Source organism: Sphingopyxis sp. SCN 67-31 (assembly GCF_001725095.1).
On record NZ_MEFH01000068.1, the window covers coordinates 39989 to 65297 of the forward strand.

A 25309-nucleotide genomic window follows, 5' to 3' on the forward strand; every position below is an offset into this window, starting at 1 on the left:
GCGGCGGGATAGGGAAAGCCGCTTCGCGGCAAAGGCGACCTCTTCGCGCTTTCGCGCCTTCGCCTGAACCGGACTCTCTGCGATCTCTGCGCCTCTGCGCGAATCGTTCCGAACGTCGTCCTACCCCGTCCGGAACCTGTGGGTGATCGGATAGCGCCGGTCGCGGCCGAAGTTGCGCGTCGACAGCTTCACCCCCGGCGGCGCCTGCCGCCGCTTGTATTCGGCGAGCATCAGCAGCCGCTCGATCCGCGCCACCGCCGCGCGGTCGAAGCCGTGGCGCGCCACGACATCGTCGACGCTCGCTTCCTCCTCGACCAGCATGTGCAGCATCCGGTCGAGGTCCGCATAGGGAGGCAGGCTGTCCTCGTCCTTCTGGTCGGGGCGCAGCTCGGCGCTCGGCGGCTTGGTGATGACCGAATCGGGCATCACCGGCGCGCGCGGGTTGCGCGACAGCCGCGGGACATGCGCGTTGCGCCACCGCGCGATGGCGAACACCGTCGTCTTGTATGCATCCTTCAGCGGGTTGTAGCCGCCCGCCATGTCGCCATAGATGGTCGCATAGCCGACGCTCATCTCGCTCTTGTTGCCGGTGGTCAGCAGCATCGGCCCGAACTTGTTCGACAGCGCCATCAGCGTCACCCCGCGGATGCGCGACTGGATATTCTCCTCGGTCGCATCGACCGCGCGGCCGGCGAAGCTGTCCGCCAGCATCGCGTCGAACGCCTCGACCGCGGGGCCGATGGCGATGGTGTCGAGCCGGCACCCGATCATCTGCGCGCAGCCCCGCGCATCGTCGAGGCTTTCGGCGCTGGTGAAGCGGCTCGGCAGCATCACGCACCAGACCTTGTCCGGCCCCAGCGCATCGGCGGCGATCGCGGCGCACAGCGCCGAATCGATCCCCCCCGACAGGCCGAGCACGACGCCGGGAAAGCCGTTGCGCGTCACATAGTCGCGCAGGCTGACGATCATCGCGCTGTAGATGTCGGCGGGGTGCGCCTCCCATTCGGCGAGGTCGCCGGGCGCGCACGCCCAGCCGTCCGCTCCCTTCGTCCAGCGCGTGACGCGATCCTCCTCCGCCCAGTCGATCAGCCGGTGCGCGGGCGCCCCGTCGGCGTTCAGCACGAACGAGCAGCCGTCGAACACCAGCTCGTCCTGCCCGCCGACGCGGTTGAGGAAGATCAGCGGCAACCCGGTTTCGGCGACACGCGCCGCGAACACCTGCGTCAGGCGGCGGTCGTCCTTGTCGATCTCATAGGGACTGCCGTTGACCGAGATCAGCAGCTCGGCCCCCTGCGCCGCCAGATGCCCGCACACCGTCGGCAGCCAGCCGTCCTCGCAGATCGGCAGGCCCAGCCGTACCCCGCGCCACGTGACGACGTCGGGCAGCGGCCCCGGCGCGAACACGCGCTTTTCGTCGAAGGTGCCGTAATTGGGCAGTTCGTGCTTGCGCCGCGTCGCGACCACCCGCCCCGCGTCGAGCAGCGCGACGATATTATAGAGTCGTCCGTCGTCGCCCCGCTCGACCGACCCGACCAGCATCGCCGGACCGCCGTCGCCGGTCTCGGCCGCCAGGTCGCCGAGCAGCGCCGCCGCGCGCCGGGCCAGCGCCGGCTTCAGCACCAGATCCTCGGGCGGATAGCCGATCAGCTGCAGTTCGGGAAACAGGATCAGGTCGGCGTCGGGGTGCCGCGCGCGCGCCGCGCGCATCGCATCGGCGTTGGCGGCAAGGTCGCCGACCGCCTGCGTCATCTGCGACAGGACGATGGTAAGCTGTTCGGTCATGGCAGGGGTTTAAGCGCAACCGCCCCGATTTCAACCGCCGAGCGTCGCCGCGTTCGCGACCGCCCGCCCGCCTTTACCCCCTTCCCCTTCGCGTGCCCGCTGGTTAAGGGGCGCGCATCCTTCCCCACCACACCGCGACAAGGGGCCACGCATGAAACTCATTTCCGGCAACAGCAATCTTCCCCTGGCCCGCGCGATCGCCGACTATCTGGAATTGCCGCTCGCCGACACCAGCGTGCGCCGCTTCGCCGACGAAGAGGTGTTCGTCGAGATTCACGAGAATGTCCGCGGCCAGGACGTGTTCGTCATCCAGCCGACCAACTATCCGGCGAACGACAATCTGATGGAACTGCTGATCATCACCGACGCGCTGCGCCGCGCCTCGGCCAAGCGCATCACCGCCGTCATCCCCTATTTCGGCTATGCGCGGCAGGACCGCAAGCCCGGTCCGCGCACCCCGATCTCGGCCAAGCTGGTCGCCAACCTCATCACCACCTCGGGCGCCGACCGCGTGCTCGCGATCGACCTGCACGCCGGGCAGATCCAGGGCTTCTTCGACATCCCGACCGACAATCTCTATGCCGCGCCGGTGATGAGCGCCGACATCCAGGCGCGCTTCGGCGACCGCAATTTGATGGTCGTCTCGCCCGACGTCGGCGGCGTGGTGCGCGCCCGCGCGCTCGCCAAGCGGCTCGACAACGCGCCGCTGGCGATCGTCGACAAGCGCCGCGAGCGCGCCGGCGAATCAGAGGTGATGAACATCATCGGCGACGTGTCGGGGCGCTTCTGCATCCTGATCGACGACATCGTCGATTCGGCGGGGACGCTGTGCAACGCCGCCGCCGCGCTGAAGGCGCAGGGGGCAGAGGGCGTCGTCGCCTATTGCACCCACGGCGTGCTGTCGGGCGGCGCGGTGGCGCGCGTCAACGCGAGCGAACTGACCGAACTCGTCATCACCGACTCGATCATGCCGACCGAGGCGGTCAACGACAGCGACAAGGTGCGCGCGCTGACCGTCGCGCCGCTGCTCGGCGAGGCGATCAAGCGCATCGCCGACGAAACCAGCGTATCGTCGCTGTTCGATTGAGGCGCGACATTTTCGAGATTCCGTTCGTGTCGAGCGAAGTCGAGACGCTCATCGTTCGTGCATGCCTTCGGGGTGTCTCGACTGCGCTCGACGCGAACGGGATATGGAGGTTTCCGGCATGACCCTCGAATCCGACATCGCCCTCGCCATCCGTCTCGCCGACGCCGCGGGCGCCGTGATCCGCCCCCATTTCCGCGCCGGTTTCGCGCACGAGGCGAAGGGTGACGACTCGCCGGTGACCGAGGCCGACCGCGCCGCCGAGGCCGCGATGCGCCGCCTGCTCGATGCCGAAGCGCCGCGCGACGGCATCATCGGCGAGGAATATGGCGCCGAGCGGCCCGACGCCGCGCGCCAGTGGGTGCTCGACCCGATCGACGGCACGGTCAGCTTCATGGCCGGCCGGCCGATCTTCGGCACGCTGATCGCGCTCCTGCAGGACGGCTGGCCCGTGCTCGGCATCATCGACCAGCCGATCGCGCGCGAACGCTGGGTCGGCGCTACCGGACAAGCAACGCTGTTCAACGGCCGTCCCGCCGCGACGCGCGCCTGCCGCAGCCTCGCCGACGCGGCGCTCGCGACGACGGGACCGCAATATTTCAGCGATCACGATGGCGCGCATTTCATGGCGCTCGCGGCAAAGACCGCGCACAAGCGCATGTTCTTCGGCGGCGACTGCTACAATTACGGCCTGCTGGCGAGCGGCCATGTCGACCTGGTGGTCGAGGCGGGGCTGAAGCTCCACGATTTCGCGGCGCTGGTGCCGATCGTCGAGGGCGCGGGCGGCACGATGTGCGACTGGAACGGCGATCCGCTGAACGCCGACAGCGACGGCCATGTCGTCGCATTGGGCGATCCCGCGCGGCTCGAAGATGTTATCGAGGGCCTCGCCTGCCACCATTAGGGCCAAGACCCAGGGAGAGAAGACCATGGCGTTCGACGGAAGCTGCCATTGCGGCGCGGTGACCTATACGGTCGAAGGCGACATCCCCGACACGGCGATGAGCTGCAACTGCTCGCACTGCCGGCGCAAGGGGTTCCTGCTGACCTTCGTGCCGATCGACAAGTTCCGGCTGACCGGCGGCGCCGACAAGCTCGCCTCCTACAAGTTCAACAAGCATAATATCGACCACCAGTTCTGCACCGACTGCGGCTGTCAGGGCTTTTCGGTCGGCACCGGCCCCGACGGGGCGAAGATGGCGGCGGTCAATCTGCGCTGCGTCCCCGCGGCCGACCTCGATTCGCTGACGATCCAGAAGGTCGACGGGGCGAGCTTCTGAACCTCGTCATTGCGAGGACCCCGGACTTGATCGGCAATCCTCCCTTTTCCGTCAAGTCACTGTTCCCCGGCGAAAGCCGGGGTCCATACGAGGCAGCGCTGTGCCATCTGGACCCCGGCTTTCGCCGGGGAATGGCTCCTGACTTGCCTGAAGGGTATATGCCGACTTGATCCGGGGGGCGTGGCAACCCGCAGCCTCCGGCATGCGGAAGCCTCGATGGCTGGAGATTGCCTCGCTTCGCTCGCAATGACCGGATCTTGCGCGAGGCTTGCATTTCGGCGCGAATCCCGCTAGGCGCGCGCCTTCCGATTGTGTCGGCTGGCTGAAAGGGCTGCCAGGCCGATACGCAAACGGACTTCCAAAGGAGACCAAAATGCCCAAGCTCAAGACCAAGAGCGGTGTGAAGAAGCGCTTCAAGTTCACCGCCTCGGGCAAGGTGAAGCACGGCGTCGCCGGCAAGCGCCACCGCCTGATCTCGCACAATGCGAAATATATCCGCACCAATCGCGGCACCAGCGTGCTCAGCGATGCCGATACCGCCCATGTGCGCCTCTGGGCGCCCTACGGCCTGAAGTAAGGAGCGGACCCCATGTCCCGTATCAAACGCGGCACGACCACGCGCGCCAAGCACAACCGGGTTCTGGCCCAGGCGAAGGGCTATTACGGCCGCCGCAAGAACACGATCCGCATCGCCAAGCAGGCGGTCGAGAAGGCCGGCCAGTACGCCTATCGCGACCGCAAGGTGAAGAAGCGGAGCTTCCGCGCTCTGTGGATCCAGCGCATCAACGCGGCGGTCCGCGCCGAAGGCCTGACCTATTCGCAGTTCATGCACGGCGTGAAGCTCGCGGGGATCGAACTCGACCGCAAGGTCATGGCCGATCTGGCGATGAACGAAGGCGGCGTGTTCACCACGATCATCGCCCAGGCGAAGGCGGCGCTGCCCAAGGCCGCGTAACGCCGGATCGAGCCATCGAATCGCAAGAGGGCGGTCCCATCCGGGGCCGCCCTTTTTCGTGCGCGCCGCGCAAAGAGAGACGGCGCGGAGCCAGGCCCCGCGCCGTCTCGACGATGATCAAAGCGATACACCGCCCCCCTCCCTCCGAGCCGCTAAGCCGTGGGTCGCAGAAAGCCGACGGCCGGTGGAAGTGTTCCCATCCTCTGGCACAAGCCGCGCCGAAGAGGCGTGACATATGCCGTCCGGATGATGACAATAATTGTAAGAACCCGACAATCGGGTCGCTTAGCTTGTTGTTTTTTTGCGCATCCGTCCGCAGAAGCGACAGGGCATGACCGATGCGACGCAACCGCAGGGGCCAGGCGCCGATGTGCGCGTGACGACCCGCTTCTTCCCGGTGTCGGAGGCGCTGCGCCCCTATGCCAGCATCATCTATCTGACCGACGTCGCCGCCCCGCCGGGGGTCCGCGTCGACGATTATCTGCACCCCGAATGGGCGAACATGCGCTTCATCGACGGCACCGCGCCGCTCGCGGCGATCGGCGGCGGCGTCCCGGTCCCGGCGCCGCGCTTCATCGCCACCGGCCCGACGAGCAAGGCGAGCTATTTCGCGGCCGGCGCGATGCGCGTCTGGGGGATCGGCCTGTTGCCGATGGGCTGGGCCAAATATGTCCCGATGTCCGCCGAGGCATTGGCCGACCGTTTCTGCGACGGCGAAGCGCATCCCGCCTTCGCCTCCTTCGCGCCGCTCGCCGCACAGCTGCCTCGCGCCGCGGACGCGGAAGAGGCGGCGCGGACGATCGACGCGCATTTCGCCGCGCTGCTCGCCGACGCGCCGCGCGACGATCCGGCGATCCGCGCCGCGCACGGCGCGCTCGTCGACGAGGAACTGGCGAGCGTCGCCGACCTCGCGGACCGGCTCGGCCTGTCGGCGCGCTCGGTCGAGCGACTGAGCCGCCGGGCCTTCGGCTTTCCGCCCAAGCTGCTGCTCCGCCGCCAGCGCTTCCTGCGCAGCCTTGCCCGCTTCATGCTCGACCCGACGATGGCGTGGATCGACACGCTCGATCACCACTATCACGACCAGGCGCAGTTCACCCGCGACTTCCAGCGTTTCATGGGGATGAGTCCGCGCGCCTACGCGGCGCGGCCCAAGCCGATCCTCGGCGCCGCCGCCCGCGCCCGCGCCGCCGCCGCGGGCGAAGCGGTGCAGGGCCTGCACCGGCCCGGCGCCTGAGCGCTTCGGGGTTGACCCGCGCGCCGCCTTCGGTGCAAGCGGCGGCGGAACGACCCGGCATCCGGAAACCACCATATAGACGATCGCGCGCGCCTCGGCGGGGAGCGAATATCAGGCCATGCAGGCCCAGCTTGTGGGCGACATCGCCGCGGCCGCCGACCTCGACGCGCTGGAGGCGCTGCGCGTCGCCGCGCTCGGCAAGGCGGGCAGCGTGTCGGCGCTGCTCAAGACGCTAGGCGCGATGAGCCCCGAGGAGCGGCAGGAGCGCGGACCGCAGATCCACGCCCTGCGCGAAGCCGTCACCGGCGCACTCGCCGCACGCAAGGCCGCGCTCGAAGCCGCGGCGCTCGAGCAAAGGCTCGCCGCCGAGCGGCTCGACATGACGCTCCCCGCCGACGCTGCGCCGCAGGGCAGCGTCCACCCGGTCAGCCAGGCGATGGACGAGCTGGCGGAGATTTTCGCCGACATGGGCTTCGCAGTCGCCACCGGGCCCGAGATCGAGGACGATTGGCGCAATTTCACCGCGCTCAACATCCCCGAGACGCATCCCGCGCGCGCCATGCACGACACCTTCTATTTCCCGCCGCAGATGGCGAACGCCGATGGCCGTCCGATGCTGCTTCGCACCCACACCTCGCCGGTGCAGGTCCGCACGATGATGAGCCAGCAGCCGCCGATCCGCATCATCGCGCCGGGGCGCGTCTATCGCAGCGACAGCGACGCGACCCACACGCCGATGTTCCACCAGGTCGAAGGTCTCGTCATCGACCGCCGCATCCATATGGGCCACCTCAAATGGACGCTCGAAACCTTCCTCAAGGCCTATTTCGAGCGCGACGACATCGTGCTGCGTCTGCGCCCCAGCTATTTCCCCTTCACCGAGCCGTCGGCGGAGGTCGATGTCGGATACCGGCAGGAAAAGGGCCGCCGCATCGTCGGCGGCAGCGGCGACGACGAAGGGCATGCGTGGATGGAACTGCTCGGCAGCGGCATGGTCAACCGGCGCGTCATCGCCAATTGCGGGCTCGACCCCGACGAATGGCAGGGCTTCGCCTTCGGCGCCGGCATCGACCGGCTCGCGATGCTCAAATATGGCATGGACGACCTGCGCGCCTTCTTCGACGGCGACCTCCGGTGGCTGTCCCACTACGGATTCGGCGCGCTGAGCGTTCCGACGCTGTCCGGGGGCATTTCGGCATGAAGATCACCCTCGACTGGCTCAGGGAGCATCTCGACACCGACGCGACCGTCGAGGCGGTGGTCGCGACCCTCAACCGTATTGGCCATGAGGTCGAAGGCGTCGAGAATCCGGCCGAGAAGCTCGCCGGCTTCCGCGTCGCGCGCGTCCTGACCGCCGAGCGCCACCCGCAGGCCGACAAGCTGCAGGTGCTCACCGTCGACGCCGGCCCGGACGTCAACGGCGGCGCGCCGTTGCAGGTCGTGTGCGGCGCCCCCAACGCGCGCGCCGGCCTCGTCGGCGTGCTCGGCCTGCCCGGCGCGGTCGTCCCGGCGAACGGCATGGAGCTGAAGGTCTCGGCGATCCGCGGCGTCGAATCGAACGGCATGATGTGTTCGACGCGCGAGCTCGAACTCGGCGACGACCATGACGGCATCATCGAGCTGCCCGCCGACGCCCCCGTCGGCATGCCCTTCGCCGACCATGCGGGCACGAACGATCCGGTGATCGACATATCGATCACCCCCAACCGGCAGGACTGCATGGGCGTGCGAGGGATCGCGCGCGACCTCGCCGCGGCGGGGCTGGGCACGCTCAAGCCGCTCGCCGTCCCGACGATCCTCGGCGAAGGCGAGCCCGCGACCGGGATCGCCACCCACGACCCCGAAGGCTGTCCCGCCTTCTATGGCCGCACGATCGCCGGCGTCACCAACGGCGCCGCGCCCGAATGGATGCGCCGCCGGCTCGAAGCGATCGGCCAGCGCTCGATCTCGGCGCTCGTCGACATCAGCAACTATGTGATGTTCGACCTCGGCCGCCCGAGCCATATCTACGACCGCGCGACGTTGACCGGACCGCTCGTCGCGCGCCGCGCGAAGGCGGGCGAAAGCGTCGTCGCGCTCAACGGCAAGAGCTATACGCTCACCGACACGATGACGGTGATCGCCGACGATGCCGGCGTCCACGACATCGCCGGCATCATGGGCGGCGAGCATAGCGGGTGCAGCGAGGCGACGACCGACGTCTTGCTCGAAATCGCCTGGTTCACCCCGGAGCGTATCGCGCTCACCGGCCAGGCACTCGGCCTCGCCAGCGACGCGCGCAGCCGTTTCGAGCGCGGCGTCGATCCGGCTTTCCTCGACGACGCGGCCGCGATCGTCACCGGGCACATCCTCGCCATCTGCGGCGGCACCCCCTCGGCGGTGACGCGCGCAGGCGCCCCGCCGGTCGCCGCGCGGCACGTCGATTACGACCCCGGGCTCGCCGCGACGCTGGGCGGCGTCGCGATCGACCCCACGCGCCAGCGCGAGATTCTGGAGGCGCTGGGCTTCACGGTCATCGAACAGGGCGCACGCTGGCAGGTCACGGTGCCGAGCTGGCGCCGCGACGTCGACGCCGCGCCCGACATCGTCGAGGAAGTGGCGCGCATCCACGGCTTCGACGCCATTCCCTCGACCCCGTTGCCGCGCAGCGACGGGGTGGCGAAACCGACCGCAACCGCCGACCAGATGCTCGAACGCCGCCTGCGCCGCGCCGCGGCGGCGGCGGGTTTCCACGAGGCGGTGACGTGGAGCTTCGTCAGCGAGCGCGAAGCGGCGCCGTTCGGCGGCGGCACCTGGGCGCTCGCCAACCCGATCAGCGAAGATCTCAAGGTGATGCGTCCGTCGCTGCTGCCGGGCCTGCTCGCCGCGGCCGCGCGCAACGCGAATCGCGGCGCGGACAGCATCCGCCTGTTCGAGATCGGCCGGCGCTATCTGGCCGATGCCGAGCATCCGACGCTGGCGCTGCTGATGGCGGGCGAACGCCGCGCGCGCAGTTGGCAGGCGGGCAAGGCGCAGCCCTTCGACGCGTTCGACGCCAAGGCGGCGGCGCTCGCGCTGCTCGAAGCCGCCGGCGCCCCCGCCGACCGGCTGCAGGTGATGGAACCGGTCGCCCAGGGCGCGATCTGGCATCCCGGTCAGGCGGCGACGCTGCGGCTCGGTCCCAAGGCGGTGCTCGCCGAGTTCGGCGCGCTCCACCCCGCGCTGACGCGGCATTTCGACGTCGACGGGCCGGTTATGGCGGTGCAGATTTTCCTCGACGCGATCCCGGCAAAGCGCGCGAGCGGTCCGGCCCGCGCGGCCTTTGCGCCGCCCGCGCTGCAGGCGGTGCGCCGCGACTTCGCCTTCCTCGCCCCCGAAACGCTCGCCGCCGCCGACCTCGTCCGCGCGGTGAAGGGCGCCGACAAGGGCGCGATTACCGGCGCCCGCCTGTTCGACCGCTTCGCCGGCCAGGGCGTTCCCGAAGGACAGGTCAGCCTGGCCGTCGAGGTCGAACTGCAACCGGCGGATAAGAGCTTCACCGATGCCGATCTGAAGGCGATCGCCGACAGAATCGTCGCCGCCGCCGCGAAACTGGGCGCGGTGCTGCGGGGATAGGCCGGATCAGGCGGCGACGGCATTCTCGCTGCGGCTCGCGGCGGCTTCGAGCAGGCGCTTTTCCAGCGATCTCACGCGCGCCGCGCTGTCGATCTTGTCGCCGATCAGGTCGGTGACATAGAAGGTGTCGACCGCGCGCTCGCCATAGGTGGCGACATGCGCGCTGTGCACCGTCACCTTCGACTGGAACAGCGCATAGGCAAGCTGGTTGAGCAGTGCCGGGCGGTCCTGCGCATTGACCTCGATCACGGTGAAGCGGTTCGACGCCTTGTTGTCGATGAAGACGTTCGGCGCGATGCGGAACGCCTCGGCGCGGGTGCGCGGCAGCGCGCGCGCCTCCAGCTTGGGCAGCAGTTTCTGGCGGCCCGCCAGCGCATCCTCGATCGCCCGCGTCAGGCGGACGATCTGCTCCGCCTCGGCAAAGGGGCGGCCGAGCGGATCCTGGACCAGGAAATTATCGAGCGCGAGCCCGTCGCGCGTCGTGTGGATACGCGCGTCGATGATGTTGCCGCCGGCGAGGTGGATGCCCCCGGCGATGCGATAGAAGAGCCCCGGATGGTCGGCCGCGAGCACCATCACCAGCGTCGCGCCGCGATCGTCGTCGGGCACCGCCGCAATATGCAGCGGGGCGCCGCCGGCCTTCTGGATATGGATCAGGTTCGCCGCGATCACCTCGACCGGCTCGGCGATCCAATAGCTTTCGGGAAGCCGCCTCGCGAGCCGCGCGAACGCCTTGTCGTCGAGTGCGAGCAGGCGCTGCGCCTCCTCCTTCTTGCCCGCGATCCGCGCCGCCCGCCCGCGCTGCTTGTGGCCGAGGCGCAGCACCTCTTCGGCGGCGTCGAACAATTCGGCCAGCAACTGCCGCTTCCAGCTGTTCCACACGCCGGGGCCGACCGCGCGGATATCGACGACGGTGAGGACGAGCAGCAGGCGCAGCCGCTCGGGGCTCTGGACGATCTGCGCGAAGTCGAGGATCGTCTTGAAATCGGCGAGGTCGCGCTTGAACGCCGTCGCCGCCATCAGCAGGTGATGACGCACCAGCCACGACACCGTCTCGGTCTCCGCCTCGGTCAGCCCGAGCCGCGGGCAGACGCGCAGTGCGAGTTCGGCACCCAGGATGCTGTGATCGCCGCCGCGCCCCTTGGCGATGTCGTGGAGCAGCACCGCGACATAGATGACGCGCCGCGACTGGACATGCTGCATGATCGCGGTCGACAGCGGATGATCGTCCTTCAACCGGTCCTGTTCGATGTCCGAAAGCAGGCCGATCGCGCGGATCGTGTGCTCGTCGACCGTATAATGATGATACATGTCGAACTGCATCTGCGCGACGACGCGGCCGAAATCGGGCACGAAGCGGCCGAACACCCCCGCCTCGTTCATCCAGCGCAGCACCGTTTCGGGGTCGCGCGGGGACGTCAGCACGTCGAGGAACAGGGCATTCGCGCGCGCGACGCGGCGCACGCCCTGCGTCTCGATCAGTTTGGCGTCGTGGCGCGCCTGGCGCATCGCCTGCGGGTGGATTTCGAGGCCATGCCGGTCGGCGAGCGCGAAAATCTCGATCAGCCGCACCGGATCCTGCTGAAAGAAGTCGTCCGACGGCAGCGCCAGCCGGCCGCGATCGAGCACGAAACCGCCCAGCTTGCCCGGCCGTCGCCGGATCGTCGGCAGGAAGCGGCGACCGCGCGCCGCAAGCTGATCGTCGAGATGCGCGAGGAAGGTGCCGGTGAGGTCGCCGACGCTCTTCGCATGGAGGAAATAGAGCTGCATGAACCGCTCGACCGCGCTCTTGCCCGGCCGCTCGGCGAACTGCATCCGCGCCGCGATCTCGCGCTGGACGTCGAAGGTCAGCCGGTCCTCGGCACGCCCCGCGAGCATGTGGAGATGGCAGCGGACGGCGAGCAGGAAATTCTCGGCGCGCGCGAACTGGCGCAGTTCGCGGCTGGTGAGCAGCCCGGCGTCGACCAGTTCGGGAACGGTGCGCACGCGGTGGATGAACTTGCCGATCCAGAACAGGGTGTGAAGGTCGCGCAGCCCCCCCTTCCCCTCCTTCACATTGGGTTCGACGACATAGCGCGAATCGCCCATCCTTTTGTGCCGCTCGTCGCGCTCGGCCAGCTTGTCGGCGACGAAGGCGCGCGCATTGCCCGCAACCACCTCGGCATCGAAACGCGCCGAGGCCTGATCGTAGAGCGCTCGGTCGCCCCACACGAAACGCGCCTCGAGCAGCGCGGTGCGCACCGTCAGATCCTCCTTCGCGGCGCGGATCATCTCGTCGAGCGAGCGCGACGAATGGCCGACCTTCAGCCCAAGATCCCACAGCGTATAGAGCTGCGCCTCGATCACCTGCTCAGTCCAGCTCGTCTGCTTGAACGGGGTCAGGAAGCCGATGTCGACGTCGCTGAACGGCGCCATGTCGCCGCGGCCATAGCCGCCGACCGCGACCAGCGTCAGCCGCTCGCCCGCCGACGGGTTGCTCGCCGGATAGAGGTGGTGGACCGTGAAATCGTGGCTCAGGCGGACGATCTGGTCGGTCAGAAAAGCGGTCGCATGCGCCGTCACCCGCCCTGCCGACGGATGGAGCAGCAGCCGGCGGCCGATCTCCGCGCGCCCCGCGTCGAGCGCCTGCCGAAGCAGCGCGACCATCGCGCGGCGGCGCTGCCCGGTATCGCCCGTCTCGGCCGCCAGCGCATCGAGCCGCCCCGCCAGCGCGCGCCGGTCGATAATCGCGCGGCGGTCGTCGAGATGCGCGAACAGGTCGCTCATCGCCCGCTCCCCTCCTGCTCGGCCCATAGCTGCTTCAGCCGGTAGAGCGCATCGAGCGCTTCGCGCGGCGCGAGCGCATCGGGGTCGATGACGGCAAGCGCCTCGCGCAGCGCGTCGGGCTTCGCCGCGGGCGCCTCGGCGATCGTCGCGGCGAACAACGGCAGGTCGTCGAGCCCCACGGCCAGGCCGCCGGTCGCCTCGCGGCCCGCCTCCAGCTTCGCGAGCACCGCCTCGGCGCGCCTGACGACGCCCGCGGGCACCCCTGCGAGCCGCGCGACGGCGAGGCCGTAGCTGCGGTCGGCGGGCCCCTCGGCGACCTCGTGCAGCAGCACCAGATCGCCCTGCCATTCGCGTGCGCGGACATGATGAAGCGACAGCGCGTTCAGCGTTTCGGCGAGCCGCGTCAGCTCGTGATAATGCGTCGCGAACAGGCAGCGGCAGCGGTTCGCCTCGTGCACCGCCTCAACCACCGACCAGGCGAGCGCGAGCCCGTCATAGGTCGAGGTGCCGCGCCCGACCTCGTCGAGGATCACGAAGCTTTGCGGCGTCGCCTGTGCGAGTATCGCCGCGGTCTCGACCATCTCGACCATGAAGGTCGAGCGGCCCCGCGCCAGATTGTCGCTCGCCCCAACACGGCTGAACAGCCGGTCGACGAGCCCCAGCTTCGCCGACGCGGCGGGCACGAAGGCGCCCGCCTGCGCGAGCACGACGATCAGCGCGTTCTGGCGCAGGAAGGTCGATTTGCCGCCCATGTTGGGGCCGGTGACGAGCCACAGCCGGTCGGCCTCGGACAGCGAGACGTCGTTGGGCACGAAGCGCTCGCCGCTTTTCGCCAGCGCCGCCTCGACCACCGGATGGCGTCCGCCCGACACGTCGAGGCACGGATCGTCGGCAAGGTCGGGACGGCACCAGTTGTGGCTCATCGCATGATCGGCGAGCGCGGCGGCGACGTCGAGCCGCGCGAGCACGTCGCAGCTCGCGGCGATCGCCTCGCGCCGCGCTACCGCGGCCTCGGTCAACGCTTCGAGGTGCGCCGCCTCGGCGGCGACCGCGTGCACGCCCGCCTGCGTCACCCGGCTCGCCGCCTCGTGCAGGTCGGACGCGTTGAAGCGCACGACGCCCGCGAGCGTCTGGCGGTGGGTGAAGCCCGATTCGGGCGCCATCAGCGCGTCGGCATGCTTCGCGGGCACCTCGACATGATAGCCGAGCACGCCATTGTGGCGGATCTTGAGCGAGGCGATGCCGGTGCGGTCGCGATAGCGCGCCTCCAGAGCCGCGATCGCCTTGCGCCCGTCGCGCGCGGTCTCGCGCAGCGCGTCGAGCGCGGCGTCATAGCCTTCGGCGATATAGCCGCCCTGCGCGGCATCGACCGGCGGCGTCTCGATCAGCGCGCGCGACAGTTCGTCAACCAGCGCACCGTGCCCGTCGAGCCCCGGAAGCAGCCGGGCGAGCAGCGGCGGCAGGTCGGGCCGCCGCGCGAGCCGTTCGCGCAGCAGCCGCGCGCCGCCGAGCGCATCGCGAAGCTGCGCGAGGTCGCGCGGACCGCCGCGCCCCGCGACGAGGCGGCCGAGTGCGCGGCCCGCATCGGGCAGCGCGCGCAGCGCAGCGCGCAATTCGCCGCGCCACAGCGCGTCGCGCGCGAGTGCATCGACAAGGTCGAGCCGGTCGAGGATCGCGCCCTTGTCGGTCAGCGGGCTCGCGAGATCGTCGGCGAGCAGCCGCGCGCCGGCCGCGGTCACGGTCCGGTCGATGGTGCCGAGCAGGCTGCCGTCGCGCGTTCCCGCCATCGTACGGACGAGTTCCAGGCTTTCGCGCGTCGCCGCATCGATCGCCATCCGCCCCGACGCGCTGTGGCGCACCGGCGGCTGGAGAAAGACCGCACCGCCGGTGCCGACATGGTCGAGATAGGCGGCGATCGCGCCCATCGCCGCGATTTCGCCGCGGGTGAAGGCGCCGAAGCCGTCGAGCGTCTGGACCGCGAACAGCGACTCGAGCCGCTTCTGCCCGGCACCGCTCGAAAATTCGCCGGCCGGGCGGCGCACCACCTGCCGCGCGGTCCAGGCGGGAAGCGCTTCGGCGGTTTCGCTCACCAGCAGTTCGGACGGCGCGAGCCGCGCGAGTTCGGCGTCGACCTGATCGGGGCGGACCGCGACGACTTCGAAGCGGCCGGTGGAAATATCGGCGGCGGCGATCGCGATCTCGCTTTCGCTGCCGACCTGCGCGAGCGCGGCGAGCCGGTTGGCGCTGCGCCCTTCGAGCAGCGCCTCCTCGGTCAGCGTCCCCGCCGTCACGAACCGCACGATGGCGCGCGCGACGAGCGCCTTCGACCCGCCACGCGCCTTCGCCTCGGCCGGGGTTTCGACCTGTTCGGCGATGGCGACGCGGTGTCCGGCGCGGATCAGCCGCGCGAGATAGGATTCGGCCGAATGGACCGGCACGCCGCACATCGGCACCGGCTCTCCGCCATGCTCGCCGCGCGACGTCAGCGCGATGTCGAGCGTCGCGGCGGCCGCCTTCGCATCGTCGAAGAACAGCTCGAAGAAATCGCCCATGCGGTAGAAGAGCAGGCAGTCGCCCGCCTTTTCCTTGAGCGACCAATATTGCGCCATCATCGGCGTCGCGGCGGGGGCGGCGTTGCTGTTGGCGGCGGTGCGGGCGGTTGCGGACATCGAACCCTGCTTAGTGATTGAGGGCGGCATGGCAAGTTCGCGCATGGCCTTCGTGGAAGAGTGGGACGGATGGCCCCTGTCCCGCGAATCTTTTTCGCTCAGCCCGGTTACAATCGCCGCCGGTGACGCTAGGGGATTGGGAAACGGCGCGGGCCTTGAACGAACCCAAGGGGAAAAATATGGACAGCGGCAGCAAGGTGCAATTTTCGGACCGAGAGGCCCTGCTCTACCACGAACACGGCCGACCCGGCAAAATCGAGATCGTCGCGTCGAAACCGATGGCGACCCAGCGCGACCTGAGCCTCGCCTACTCCCCAGGCGTCGCGGTCCCGGTCAAGGCCATCGCCGACGACCCCGCCACCGCCTACGATTATACCGCCAAGGGCAACCTCGTCGCCGTCATCTCGAACGGCACCGCGATCCTCGGCCTCGGCAATCTGGGCGCGCTCGCCTCGAAGCCGGTGATGGAGGGCAAGGCCGTCCTCTTCAAGCGCTTCGCCGACGTCGATTCGATCGACCTCGAGGTCGATACCGAGGACCCGCAGGCCTTCATCGACGCGGTCGAACTGCTCGAACCGAGCTTCGGCGGCATCAACCTCGAGGATATCGCCGCGCCCAACTGCTTCATCATCGAGGCGGCGCTCAAGGAAAAGATGAACATCCCGGTGTTCCATGACGACCAGCATGGCACCGCGATCATCACCGCCGCCGGCCTGATCAACGCCTGCCACCTGACCGGGCGCGACCTCAAGGACATCAAGGTGGTCGTCAACGGCGCCGGCGCCGCGGCGATCGCCTGCACCGAACTGATCAAGGCGATGGGCGTCCGCCACGAAAACGTCATCATGTGCGATCGCAAGGGCACGATCTACCAGGGCCGCGCCGAAGGGATGGACCAGTGGAAGTCGGCGCACGCGGTGCCGACCGAGGCGCGCGACCTGATGCAGGCGCTCAAGGGCGCCGACGTCTTCCTCGGCCTCTCGGCCGCGGGCGCGCTCAAGCCGGAGATGGTGAAGGACATGGCGCCGGCGCCGATCATCTTCGCGATGGCGAATCCGGACCCCGAAATCTCGCCGCCCGACGCGCGCGCCGCGCGGCCCGACGCGATCATCGCGACCGGGCGCTCGGACTATCCGAACCAGGTCAACAACGTCCTGTGCTTCCCCTTCATCTTCCGCGGCGCGCTCGACGTGCGCGCGACCGCGATCAACGAGGAGATGAAGATCGCCGCCGCCTACGCCATCGCCGACCTCGCGCGCCAGCAGGTGCCCGAAGAGGTCGCGGCGGCCTATGGCGGGCGCGCCGCCAGCTTCGGCCCCGAATATATCATCCCCTCGCCCTTCGACCCGCGGCTGATGGAAATCGTCCCCGCCGCGGTCGCGAAGGCGGCGATCGACAGCGGCGTCGCGCAGCGGCCGATCGCCGACATGGCCGAATATCGCACCCGGCTGCGCGCCCGGCTCAACCCGACGACCTCGGTGCTCACCCTCGCCTATGAAGCGGCGCGGGCGAATCCGAAGCGCGTCGTCTTCGCCGAGGGCGAGGAAGAGGTGGTGCTGCGCGCCGCGATCCAGTTCCGCGACGGCGGCTACGGCATTCCGGTGCTCGTCGGGCGCGAAGGGCTGCACGACATGCTGCGCGACATGGGCGTCGCCGACCCCGAAAGCTTCGAGGTCCACAACAGCGTCAATTCGCCGCATGTCCCGCAGATGGTCGAGATGCTCTACGAGCGGCTCCAGCGCCGCGGCTATCTGCGCCGCGACATCGAACGGATGGTCAACCGCGACCGCAACATCTTCGGCTCGCTGCTGCTCAAGCTCGGCCTCGGCGATGCGATGATCACCGGCGTCACCCGCACCTATTCGCAGACGATGCGCGAGGTGCGCCGCGTGATCGACCCGGCAGAGGGCAAGACCGCCTTCGGCATCCACGTCCTCGTCGGCCAGCATCACACCATCTTCATGGCCGACACGACGGTCAACGAACGCCCCTCGGCGGAAATGCTCGCCGACATCGCCGAACGCACCGCGCAGGTCGCGCGGCGCATGGGGCACGAACCGCGCGTCGCCTTCCTCTCCTATTCGACCTTCGGCAACCCGCCGGGGTCGTGGCTAGACAATATCCGCGACGCGGTGCACATCCTCGACGAACGCCGGCCCGAATTCGAATATGAGGGCGAGATCGCGCCCGACGTCGCGCTCAACGCGAAGGTGATGGCGAACTACCCCTTCTGCCGCCTGTCGGGCCCGGCGAACGTGCTGGTCATGCCGGGGCTGCAATCGGGCAATCTGTCGGCGAAGCTGCTGCGCGAACTGGGCGGCAGCGCCGTCATCGGCCCGATGCTGATCGGGATGGAAAAGCCGGTGCAGGTCGCGACGATGGCGTCGCCGGCATCCGATCTCGTGACGCTGGCCGTGCTCGCCGCCGGCGGCATCGCGGGGTAGGACCACCCTCCCCCCGCATACCGGCGGCGGGGAGGGCGAGAGCCTTATTGGCCGGGCGTTCCGCCGCCCATGCCCGGCGCTCCGACGGCGCCGATATTGCCGAAGATGTCCTCGAAGAAGCTGCGGCTGCGGCCCAGCGTCGGCGTCTTGTCGCCATTGGGGTTGATCTTGCTGACCTGGTCGAGCCCGGTGCGATCGACCGCGGCGACATTGCCCGCGGGGTCGAAGCGGACCCGCAGCACCTGCTGCGCGACCGGACGCGGATTGGCGAAGGCCAGCGCCCGCGTCTCGCGCGACAGATAATAATATTCGTTGTTGCTGAACTGGCCGACGAAGGTCGGGTGGCCCAGCGTCCGTTCGACCGATTCGCGATTGTCGACCCCGGGGGTGATCGCGTCGGTCAGCACCGGGTCGACCACATAGCCCTGCCGCCCGCGAAGCTGCGTGCAGCCGCTGGCGGCCAGCGCGACGATCAGTCCCACCGCCAGCAGGCGCAGGCGGGGGGCGGCAAGGACAGGCTTGGCTTCGAACATCAGCAATCTCCGTCGCGCGCAGTCCTGACCTCGCCCCTGGCCGCCCGCCCCGGCGACCGACGCAGGCCGCTGCGCATCTCCCGCGCCTCTTAACCGCAAGCAGGCGCGGCGCACAAGCCGCTTGTCGCGCCGCCGCCCCGGCGCGCCCGGCGACAGCCGCCCCCTTTTCCGCGCCGCCGATTGCGCCTAAGCGGACGGGATGATCTCGCTCCGCAAACTCTTTCGGCCCGACCCCGACCCGCGCGAGGCGCGCCGCCCGCTGTGGCAGGCGATCGTCGCGACGGCCCGCGCCCCGCACTGGTATGTCGAGGGCGGCGTTCCCGACACGCTCGACGGGCGTTTCGACATGATCAGCCTCGTGCTCGCGCTGGTTCTCCACCGGATCGACGAAGAGCCGGAGCAGGCGATCGCCGGCGTGCAGCTCACCGAATTGTTCGTCGCCGACATGGACGGCCAGATGCGCCAGATCGGCTTCGGCGACATGGTCGTCGGCAAACAGGTCGGGCGGATGATGGGGGCGCTCGGCGGACGGCTGGGCGCCTATGCCGCGCCCGACGGCTCGCCCGAACTGCGCGCGGCGCTGGTCCGCAACCTGTGGCGCGGACAGGCACCCGCCGAAGCCGCGCTCGCGCATGTCGAGGCGCAGGTGGCGGCGCTGCGCACGGGGTTGGCGGCGATGCCCGTCGCCGCGCTGATCGCCGCCGACCGGCTGCCCGGAGACGCGGCCGGAGACGGGGCATGAGCGCGACCGAATTTTCGCACCTCGTGACACTGGCCGAGGCCGGACAGGGGCGCTGCATCGCGATCGAGGCCGACGCCGCGGCGCGCACGCGCATCGCCACGCGGCTCGGGCTGGTCGCGCTCGACCGCTTCGCGCTGACGGCCGATGTGCGCGCGGTCGCCGGCGGCATCGCCGCGACGGGCGCGGTCGAGGCCGATGTCGTGCAGTCGTGCGCCGCGACCGACCTGCCGGTGCCCGCGACGCTGCGCGAAGCGTTCGACCTGCGCTTCCTGCGCGAGGTGGAGACCGGAGACGCGGCCGATGAAGAGATCGAGATCAGCGGCGAGGATTGCGACATATTGCCGCTCGACGGCGACCGGATCGATCTGGGCGAAGCGGCGGTCCAGACGCTGTCGCTCGCGCTCGACCCTTTCCCGCGCCACCCCGACGCCGACCGCATCCTCGCCGAAAAGGGCGTGCTGAGCGAGGAACAGGCGGGCCCCTTCGCGGCACTCGCCCGGCTGCGCAGCAAGCCGGACGCCTAGAGCGGCGTGCATCGAATGGACTCGTCATTGCGAGCGGCAAAGCCGCGCGGCAATCCAGAGCGGTGTAAACCGCTCTGGATTGCTTCGCTCCGCTCGCAATGACGAGTCCATTCGATGTCATCATCCGCTAAGCCGGCGGATCAAGGGGCCGGTCGGCCACGCCCCCTGAACTCCCCTTCTTCTCTGCGATCTCAGCGCCTCTGCGCGAATCGATCCAGCGGAAATCGAACCCGCCATTCGGCCTAATCCTTCGGCGCTTCCCTGACGAGATCCGCGACCGCGGCGTCGAGCCCCGGCTCACGCGCCGATTCCCTGTCTTCGGCGTCCGGCTTCGTCTCGTCGTCCCTGTCGTTCCCGCGCTCGACCGCCAGCGCGCCGCCGAGGGCGTTCGCCAGCCCGGCGAGCTGTTCGCCGATCACCGCGTCGACCGTGGGCGCGATGTCGGCGATCTTGAAGCGCATATAGCCGCCGACGACATAGTCGAAGCGGATCGCGCTGCCCGTCGGCATCTCCTTGATCTGGATCGTCAGCGTGCCGGCCAGCGCCTCGCCCTGCAACGGACCCAGCGCGCCCGACAGGCGCAGCAGCTGGTTCGGCTTCGCGAACAGGATGCGCGCATGCTGGACGCTGCCCATCCCCGACCCCGTATCGGGCAGCTTTTCGCAGAAACAGCCGCCGGCCTGCGAATCGAGCCAGAAATTGGCGGCATCGCCCGACCAGCTATGCTCCTTCGACCACCATTTCTGGGGCATGCGAAGCATCGCCCACACATCGTCGGGGCTCGCCGCGACCTGCGCCGTGTGCGCGACGGTGAAGCCGGCATCGCCTTGGTCGATCACCTTGGCCTGCGCCGGCGCGGCAACGACCGCCGCGGCGAACAGCGCCCCGGCGAAACAGCTTCTGCGCTTCATGTCCCATTCCCCCAGCCCGGCGCCGCGCCCGATCGGCGGCGATACCGTGCGGACATAATGGCTTTTCCGCGCGGAGGAAATCACCCGAGTCGAAGCGGCGCCCGTTTCAACCGCACCATTGCGCCACGACGCGCGCGGTCAGCGCATGGCAGTCGGCGCCGGCGAAGGGGAAGCTGCCGCTGAGCGCGAGGCGAAGCTCGGGCGACAGCAATTGCTGGAGCCGCCGCCGCGCCCGCAGGCAGCGCGTCTTGACCGTCGCCGGCGAGATGCCGAGCAGCGCCGCCGCATCCTCCACCGACACGCCTTCGATCTCGCGCAGGACGAAGGTGGTGCGAAATTCGGACGGAAGCTGCGCGATCGCCGCCTCCAGCATCTCGCGTATCTGGCCCTGCGCCAGTTCGGCGTCCGGCTTGCTGCCCTGCATCGATCCGCGCATCAGATGATCCCGATAATCGTTGAGGTCGACGACCGATGTCGCATCGAGCCGCTTTCGCCGGCGCTCGCGCGCCCGGGCGCGGCCCAGCGCCTCGTTGATCGCGATCCGCGTCAGCCAGGTCGACAGCGATGAGCGGCCCGCGAAGCTGTCGATCGCCGCGAAGCCGCGCATATAGGTGCTCTGCACGACGTCCTCGGCCTCGGCGCGTTCCTTGAGCACGCTCCAGGCGACGCGGAACAGCCGCTGGTTGTTGCGTTCGGTGACGATCCGCACCGCATCGCGGTCGCGCGCGGCGATCCGCGCCGCCAGTTCGACGTCGGACAGGGTGCCGGGATCGGTCCGGGTCTGCACCGTCATCCGTCCATCCTCCCACCATTGCCCCGACACGGCAACGACGCGAGCAGTTCGCGGCGAAGCGCGGCGTCGGCGCCGAACTCGCCAAGCCAGCATTTGGTGACCAGCGACACGCCGTGCTGCCGAACCCCGCGCGTCGTCATGCAGCCGTGCGTGGCCTCTATGATCACCGCAACCCCGCGCGGTTGCAAGGCCTCGTCGAGCGCCGCGGCGATCTGCCGCGTCAGCCGTTCCTGCAACTGCAGCCGCCGCGCATAGGCGTCGACGAGCCGCGACAGCTTGGAGATGCCGACCACCCGGCCTCGCGGGCGATAGGCGACGTGCGCGACCCCGACGATCGGCGCCAGATGATGCTCGCACGTCGAAACGAGCGGAATCGAGCGCAGCAGGACGGTTTCGTCATAGCCCGCCGCATCGCCGAAGCTGCGGTCCAGCAGGCGATGCGGATCGACCCGATAGCCGGCGAACCATTCGCGATAGGCACGCGCCACCCGCGCCGGCGTGTCGGCCAGCCCCTCGCGCGCGGGATCGTCGCCCGCCGCGGCGATCAGGGTGCGGACCGCCGCCTCGACCGCGGCCTGCGACGGCGCCGCCGCCCCGCACGGGGATTCGCCCGCCGCCATCGCGACCGGTTCGGGATCCGGATCGTACATCTCCATTCGCGCCTCCAGCCTCGTGACGCCCATTGGATGCCGCGCCGCGCGACAGGTTCCCGGGAACCTTCTTGCGGCGGCGCCATCCAATGGCCGCATTCGGACAAGGAGAAGCACGATGCTCAAGACATTCCTGCGGATCGGCGCCGCGGCGGCGCTCGCCGTCGGCGGCACGGCCTGGTCGCACGACGCGGCGAAGCCCGGCGACGCGCAGATCGCCCACATCGCCTACACGGCGGGGCAGATCGACATCGACGCCGGCAAGCAGGCGCTCGTCAAATCGAAGAATCCGGCGGTGCGGGCGTTCGCCGAAGAGATGGTGCGCGACCATGGCGCGGTGAACGAACAGGCGCTGGCGCTGGTCGGGCGGCTCGGCGTGACGCCGGAGGCCAATGCGACGAGCGCCGCGCTGACCGCGCAGGCGGCGCAGAAGCACGACGAGCTAGCGAAGCTCGACGGCGCCGCCTTCGACCGCGCCTATGTCGCGAATGAAGTCGCCTATCATGCGACGGTCAACGGCGCGCTGCGCGACCTGCTGATTCCGTCCGCCAGCAATGGCGAGCTGAAATCGCTGCTCGAAACCGGGCTGACGCTGTTCGGGGAGCATCAGAAGCACGCCGAGCATCTGGCCGCGAGCCTCCGGTGAGGCGCGCGCTCCTCTGCACCCTCGCGCTCGCCGCCGTGCCGCTGCTCGGCGGCGCGGCGCCCGCGCCCCGCGTGCACCAGGTCGTGATCGATAAGATGAAATTCGGTCCCGTACCGCCGGGGGTTCGGGTCGGCGACACGATCCTGTGGATCAACAAGGACCTGTTCCGGCACACCGCCACCGCGCGCAACGGCAGCTTCAACGTCGATCTGCCGGCGGGAAAGAGCGGCAGGACCACGCTCAGGCGGCCCGGCGCCGTCCGCTTCTATTGCATCTATCATCCGGGCATGACGGGGACGCTGATCGTCGGGCGCTAACGGCTTTCAGGTCCGAACGCCGGACGAGCCGCAGGACCGGATGGGCCGGTTCTGGACCGTGATGACATCGAATGGACTCGTCATTGCGAGCGGCGGAGCCGCGCGGCAATCCAGAGCGTGCGGTAACCGCTCTGGATTGCTTCCCCCGGATCAGGTCCGGGGTCGCAAAGACGAAGCGGGTCAATCCAAAGTCATCAGAGTCTAGCCGCCGAGGATCGCCTCGATCGCGCCGTTCACCGTTTCGATCGGCGCCATGCCGTCGACCTTGCTGACGATGCCGCGCGCTTCGTAGATCGGCAGGATCGGCGCGGTCTTGGCGCGATATTCGGCCATGCGCGTGCGCACCGTCTCCTCATTGTCGTCGGGACGCCGCTTGAACTCGTGGCTGCCGCAGACGTCGCAGGTTTCCGCGACCTTCGGCTGCTTGTGGCGGTCGTGATACCCTTCGCCGCACTGCGCGCAGGAGAAACGCCCGGTGATGCGGTCGACGAGCGCATCCTCGTCGACAACCAGTTCGATGACATGGTCGAGCTTGCGGCCGCGCGCCGCCAGGATTTCGTCGAGCGCGGTCGCCTGCGCCGCGGTGCGCGGATAGCCGTCGAAGATGACCGACGTGTCGCCGCCCAGTTCGTCGAGCCGCTCGCCGATCAGGCCCGAAACGATTTCGTCCGACACCAGCCCGCCCGCGTCCATCACCGCCTTCGCCTGCTGGCCGGTCGGCGTGCCCGCCTTGACCGCGGCGCGCAGCATGTCGCCGGTCGAGAGCTGGATCATGCCATGCTCCTGCTCGAGCCGCGAGGCCTGCGTCCCCTTCCCCGCTCCCGGCGGGCCGAGCAAGATGATGTTGCGCGTCATGAAAGCCCCTCTTTGTTCCCTGATCCGTCGCGGTGGCCGTAACCGACGCCTCAGCGGCGTGCAATGCCGCCTTTCAGTTTGGCCTTCTTGATCAGGTCGCCATATTGATGCGCCAGCATGTGGCTCTGCATCTGGGTGATCGTGTCGATGGTCACGTTGACGACGATCAGCAGGCTGGTGCCGCCGAGGTGGACGGGCAGGCCGGCGTTGGCGATGAAATATTCGGGAATGAGGCAGATCAGCGCCAGATAGGTCGCGCCGATCACCGTGATGCGCGTCAGCACGAAATCGAGATAGGCGGCGGTGTTCTTGCCCGGGCGGATGCCGGGGATGAAGCCGTTCTGCCGCTTCAGATTGTCGGCGGTTTCCTCGGGGTTGAAGACGACCGCGACATAGAAGAAGCAGAAGAAGATGATGCTCGCGCCATAGAGGCCCATGTAGAGCGGCTGCCCGACCGCCAGATACTGGTTGAGCGTGATCAGGAAATCGCCCCACACCGATTCGCCCGACACGCGGTTGCCGAGCATCTGGGTGATGGTCAGCGGCATCAGCAGCAGCGACGAGGCGAAGATCGGCGGGATCACGCCCGCGGTGTTGACCTTGAGCGGCAGGTGGCTGCGATCGGCCTGCATCACCCCGCGCTGGGTCGCGCGCTTCGGATACTGGACGAGGACGCGGCGCTGCGCGAGTTCCATGAAGCTGATGAAGGCGATGATCGCCGCGCCGCCGACGAAGACGAGCAGGACGGTGCCGCCGCCCATCGAACCTTCGCGGACCTGGGTGAACATCTGACTGAAGCTGCGCGGCAGCTGGGCCAGAATGCCCGCCATGATGATCAGCGAGACGCCGTTGCCGATGCCGCGGCTGGTGATCTGCTCGCCCAGCCACATCAGGAACAGCGTGCCGCCGACGATGCTGATGACGGCGCCGATGCGGAACAGCATGCCGGGATCGACCACGGCGCCGACGCCCTGGCTGGCGCCCAGCGTCTCGAGCCCCACCGCGACGAAATAGCCCTGAATCGCGGTCAGCCCGACCGTACCGTAGCGCGTATACTGGTTGAGCTTGGTGCGCCCGCTCTCGCCCTCTTTCTTGAGCGCGGCAAGCGTCGGCGACAGCGCCGCGGCAAGCTGCACGACGATCGAGGCGGTGATATAGGGCATGACGCCGAGCGCGATGATGCTCATGCGCTCGAGGCTGCCGCCCGAGAAGGTGTTGAACAGGTCGAGCACGCCGCCCGACGCCGCCTGGCTGTACAGCTGCGACAGCGCGACCGGGTCGACGCCCGGCAGCGGAACATAGGACAGGAAGCGAAAGACGACCAGCGCACCGATCGTGAACCAGATGCGGTTCTTGAGCTCCGTCGCCTGACCGAACTTCGAGAAGTTCAGATTGGCAGCAAACTGGTCGGCGCGAGAGGCCATGCTATCTTTCCTCAGTGGCGGACCGCGCCCCCCGCGACCCGGGCGCCTATGTGCGTTCGCTCAGGCCGAAGCGCAAGGGGAAAGGCCCATTTGGGGGTGCGATCTT

22 protein-coding genes are annotated in these 25309 nt (G+C 69.1%); 13 read left to right on the top strand and 9 right to left on the bottom strand.

The genetic code is table 11. The features are described 5' to 3' along the window. Positions 1-120: 120 nt before the first annotated feature. On the bottom strand, positions 121-1782 hold the full coding sequence (locus tag ABS88_RS14250) for an NAD+ synthase (protein WP_076073415.1): 1662 nt from the start codon (positions 1780-1782) through the stop codon (positions 121-123). 151 nt (positions 1783-1933) lie between these two features. Between ABS88_RS14250 and ABS88_RS14255 the strand changes: the two genes are divergently transcribed. The 8 genes from ABS88_RS14255 (at position 1934) to pheT (ending at position 9929) form a co-directional block, all read left to right on the top strand. Next, on the top strand, positions 1934-2869 hold the full coding sequence (locus tag ABS88_RS14255) for a ribose-phosphate pyrophosphokinase (protein WP_076073414.1): 936 nt from the start codon (positions 1934-1936) through the stop codon (positions 2867-2869). A 118-nt stretch (positions 2870-2987) separates the two neighbouring features. Continuing rightward, a complete protein-coding gene (gene hisN / locus ABS88_RS14260; protein ID WP_286750016.1) occupies positions 2988-3770 on the top strand; it encodes a histidinol-phosphatase in 783 nt (260 codons plus the stop codon). A gap of 25 nt (positions 3771-3795) precedes the next feature. After that, positions 3796-4146: a GFA family protein gene (locus tag ABS88_RS14265; RefSeq protein ID WP_067113564.1), complete on the top strand. Its 351-nt coding sequence runs from the start codon at positions 3796-3798 to the stop codon at positions 4144-4146. Between the two features lie 373 nt (positions 4147-4519). After that, complete coding sequence (gene rpmI, locus ABS88_RS14270) at positions 4520-4723, top strand: 50S ribosomal protein L35 (RefSeq protein ID WP_067112163.1); 204 nt, start codon at positions 4520-4522, stop codon at positions 4721-4723. 12 nt (positions 4724-4735) lie between these two features. Next, positions 4736-5101: a 50S ribosomal protein L20 gene (gene rplT, locus ABS88_RS14275; protein WP_067112161.1), complete on the top strand. Its 366-nt coding sequence runs from the start codon at positions 4736-4738 to the stop codon at positions 5099-5101. Positions 5102-5432: 331 nt separating this feature from the next. Beyond that, complete coding sequence (locus tag ABS88_RS14280) at positions 5433-6335, top strand: helix-turn-helix domain-containing protein (protein WP_083674927.1); 903 nt, start codon at positions 5433-5435, stop codon at positions 6333-6335. Between the two features lie 118 nt (positions 6336-6453). Beyond that, positions 6454-7536 (top strand): phenylalanine--tRNA ligase subunit alpha, encoded by a 1083-nt coding sequence (pheS, locus tag ABS88_RS14285; protein WP_286750017.1) that lies wholly within the window; start codon positions 6454-6456, stop codon positions 7534-7536. Further along, positions 7533-9929: a phenylalanine--tRNA ligase subunit beta gene (pheT, locus tag ABS88_RS14290; RefSeq protein WP_286750018.1), complete on the top strand. Its 2397-nt coding sequence runs from the start codon at positions 7533-7535 to the stop codon at positions 9927-9929. The genes pheS and pheT overlap by 4 nt, the downstream gene beginning before the upstream one ends. 6 nt (positions 9930-9935) lie before the next feature. Here pheT and ABS88_RS14295 read toward each other — a convergent pair whose 3' ends face one another. Together ABS88_RS14295 and mutS are read right to left on the bottom strand one after the other, a co-directional pair. Beyond that, positions 9936-12695: a [protein-PII] uridylyltransferase gene (locus ABS88_RS14295; protein WP_076073410.1), complete on the bottom strand. Its 2760-nt coding sequence runs from the start codon at positions 12693-12695 to the stop codon at positions 9936-9938. Further along, positions 12692-15364: a DNA mismatch repair protein MutS gene (mutS, locus tag ABS88_RS14300; RefSeq protein WP_076073409.1), complete on the bottom strand. Its 2673-nt coding sequence runs from the start codon at positions 15362-15364 to the stop codon at positions 12692-12694. Before mutS ends, ABS88_RS14295 begins: the two co-directional genes overlap by 4 nt. A gap of 179 nt (positions 15365-15543) precedes the next feature. Here mutS and ABS88_RS14305 point away from each other — a divergent pair, with 179 nt between their 5' ends. Next, a complete protein-coding gene (locus ABS88_RS14305; protein ID WP_067112149.1) occupies positions 15544-17808 on the top strand; it encodes an NADP-dependent malic enzyme in 2265 nt (754 codons plus the stop codon). A gap of 44 nt (positions 17809-17852) precedes the next feature. Here ABS88_RS14305 and ABS88_RS14310 read toward each other — a convergent pair whose 3' ends face one another. Beyond that, on the bottom strand, positions 17853-18341 hold the full coding sequence (locus ABS88_RS14310) for an outer membrane protein assembly factor BamE (protein WP_067112146.1): 489 nt from the start codon (positions 18339-18341) through the stop codon (positions 17853-17855). A gap of 199 nt (positions 18342-18540) precedes the next feature. Here ABS88_RS14310 and ABS88_RS14315 point away from each other — a divergent pair, with 199 nt between their 5' ends. After that, positions 18541-19083 carry a ubiquinol-cytochrome C chaperone family protein gene (locus ABS88_RS14315; protein ID WP_076073408.1) on the top strand — a complete coding sequence of 181 codons (543 nt, stop codon included), beginning with the start codon at positions 18541-18543 and terminating at the stop codon, positions 19081-19083. Continuing rightward, complete coding sequence (locus ABS88_RS14320) at positions 19080-19607, top strand: YceD family protein (protein ID WP_076073407.1); 528 nt, start codon at positions 19080-19082, stop codon at positions 19605-19607. The genes ABS88_RS14315 and ABS88_RS14320 overlap by 4 nt, the downstream gene beginning before the upstream one ends. A 242-nt stretch (positions 19608-19849) precedes the next feature. Here the strand turns inward: ABS88_RS14320 and ABS88_RS14325 are convergent, their stop codons facing one another. From ABS88_RS14325 to folE, 3 genes are all read right to left on the bottom strand, one after another. Next, the gene (locus tag ABS88_RS14325; RefSeq protein ID WP_076073406.1) at positions 19850-20518 is read right to left on the bottom strand and encodes a hypothetical protein; all 669 of its coding nucleotides are present in this window, start codon (positions 20516-20518) and stop codon (positions 19850-19852) included. A 106-nt stretch (positions 20519-20624) separates the two neighbouring features. Next, on the bottom strand, positions 20625-21311 hold the full coding sequence (locus ABS88_RS14330) for an RNA polymerase sigma factor (protein WP_076073405.1): 687 nt from the start codon (positions 21309-21311) through the stop codon (positions 20625-20627). After that, a complete protein-coding gene (gene folE / locus ABS88_RS14335; RefSeq protein WP_199775127.1) occupies positions 21308-21967 on the bottom strand; it encodes a GTP cyclohydrolase I FolE in 660 nt (219 codons plus the stop codon). The genes ABS88_RS14330 and folE overlap by 4 nt, the downstream gene beginning before the upstream one ends. A gap of 112 nt (positions 21968-22079) precedes the next feature. Here folE and ABS88_RS14340 point away from each other — a divergent pair, with 112 nt between their 5' ends. Next, complete coding sequence (locus ABS88_RS14340) at positions 22080-22607, top strand: DUF4142 domain-containing protein (RefSeq protein ID WP_067108715.1); 528 nt, start codon at positions 22080-22082, stop codon at positions 22605-22607. After that, on the top strand, positions 22604-22924 hold the full coding sequence (locus ABS88_RS14345; RefSeq protein WP_076073404.1) for a cupredoxin domain-containing protein: 321 nt from the start codon (positions 22604-22606) through the stop codon (positions 22922-22924). Before ABS88_RS14340 ends, ABS88_RS14345 begins: the two co-directional genes overlap by 4 nt. A gap of 201 nt (positions 22925-23125) precedes the next feature. On the opposite strand, the gene ABS88_RS14350 is transcribed toward ABS88_RS14345, so the two are convergent. After that, positions 23126-23779, bottom strand: a complete 654-nt coding sequence (locus ABS88_RS14350) for an adenylate kinase (protein ID WP_067108722.1) — start codon at positions 23777-23779, stop codon at positions 23126-23128. Positions 23780-23829: 50 nt separating this feature from the next. After that, positions 23830-25203, bottom strand: a complete 1374-nt coding sequence (gene secY / locus ABS88_RS14355; RefSeq protein ID WP_067108732.1) for a preprotein translocase subunit SecY — start codon at positions 25201-25203, stop codon at positions 23830-23832. Positions 25204-25309: the final 106 nt, after the last annotated feature.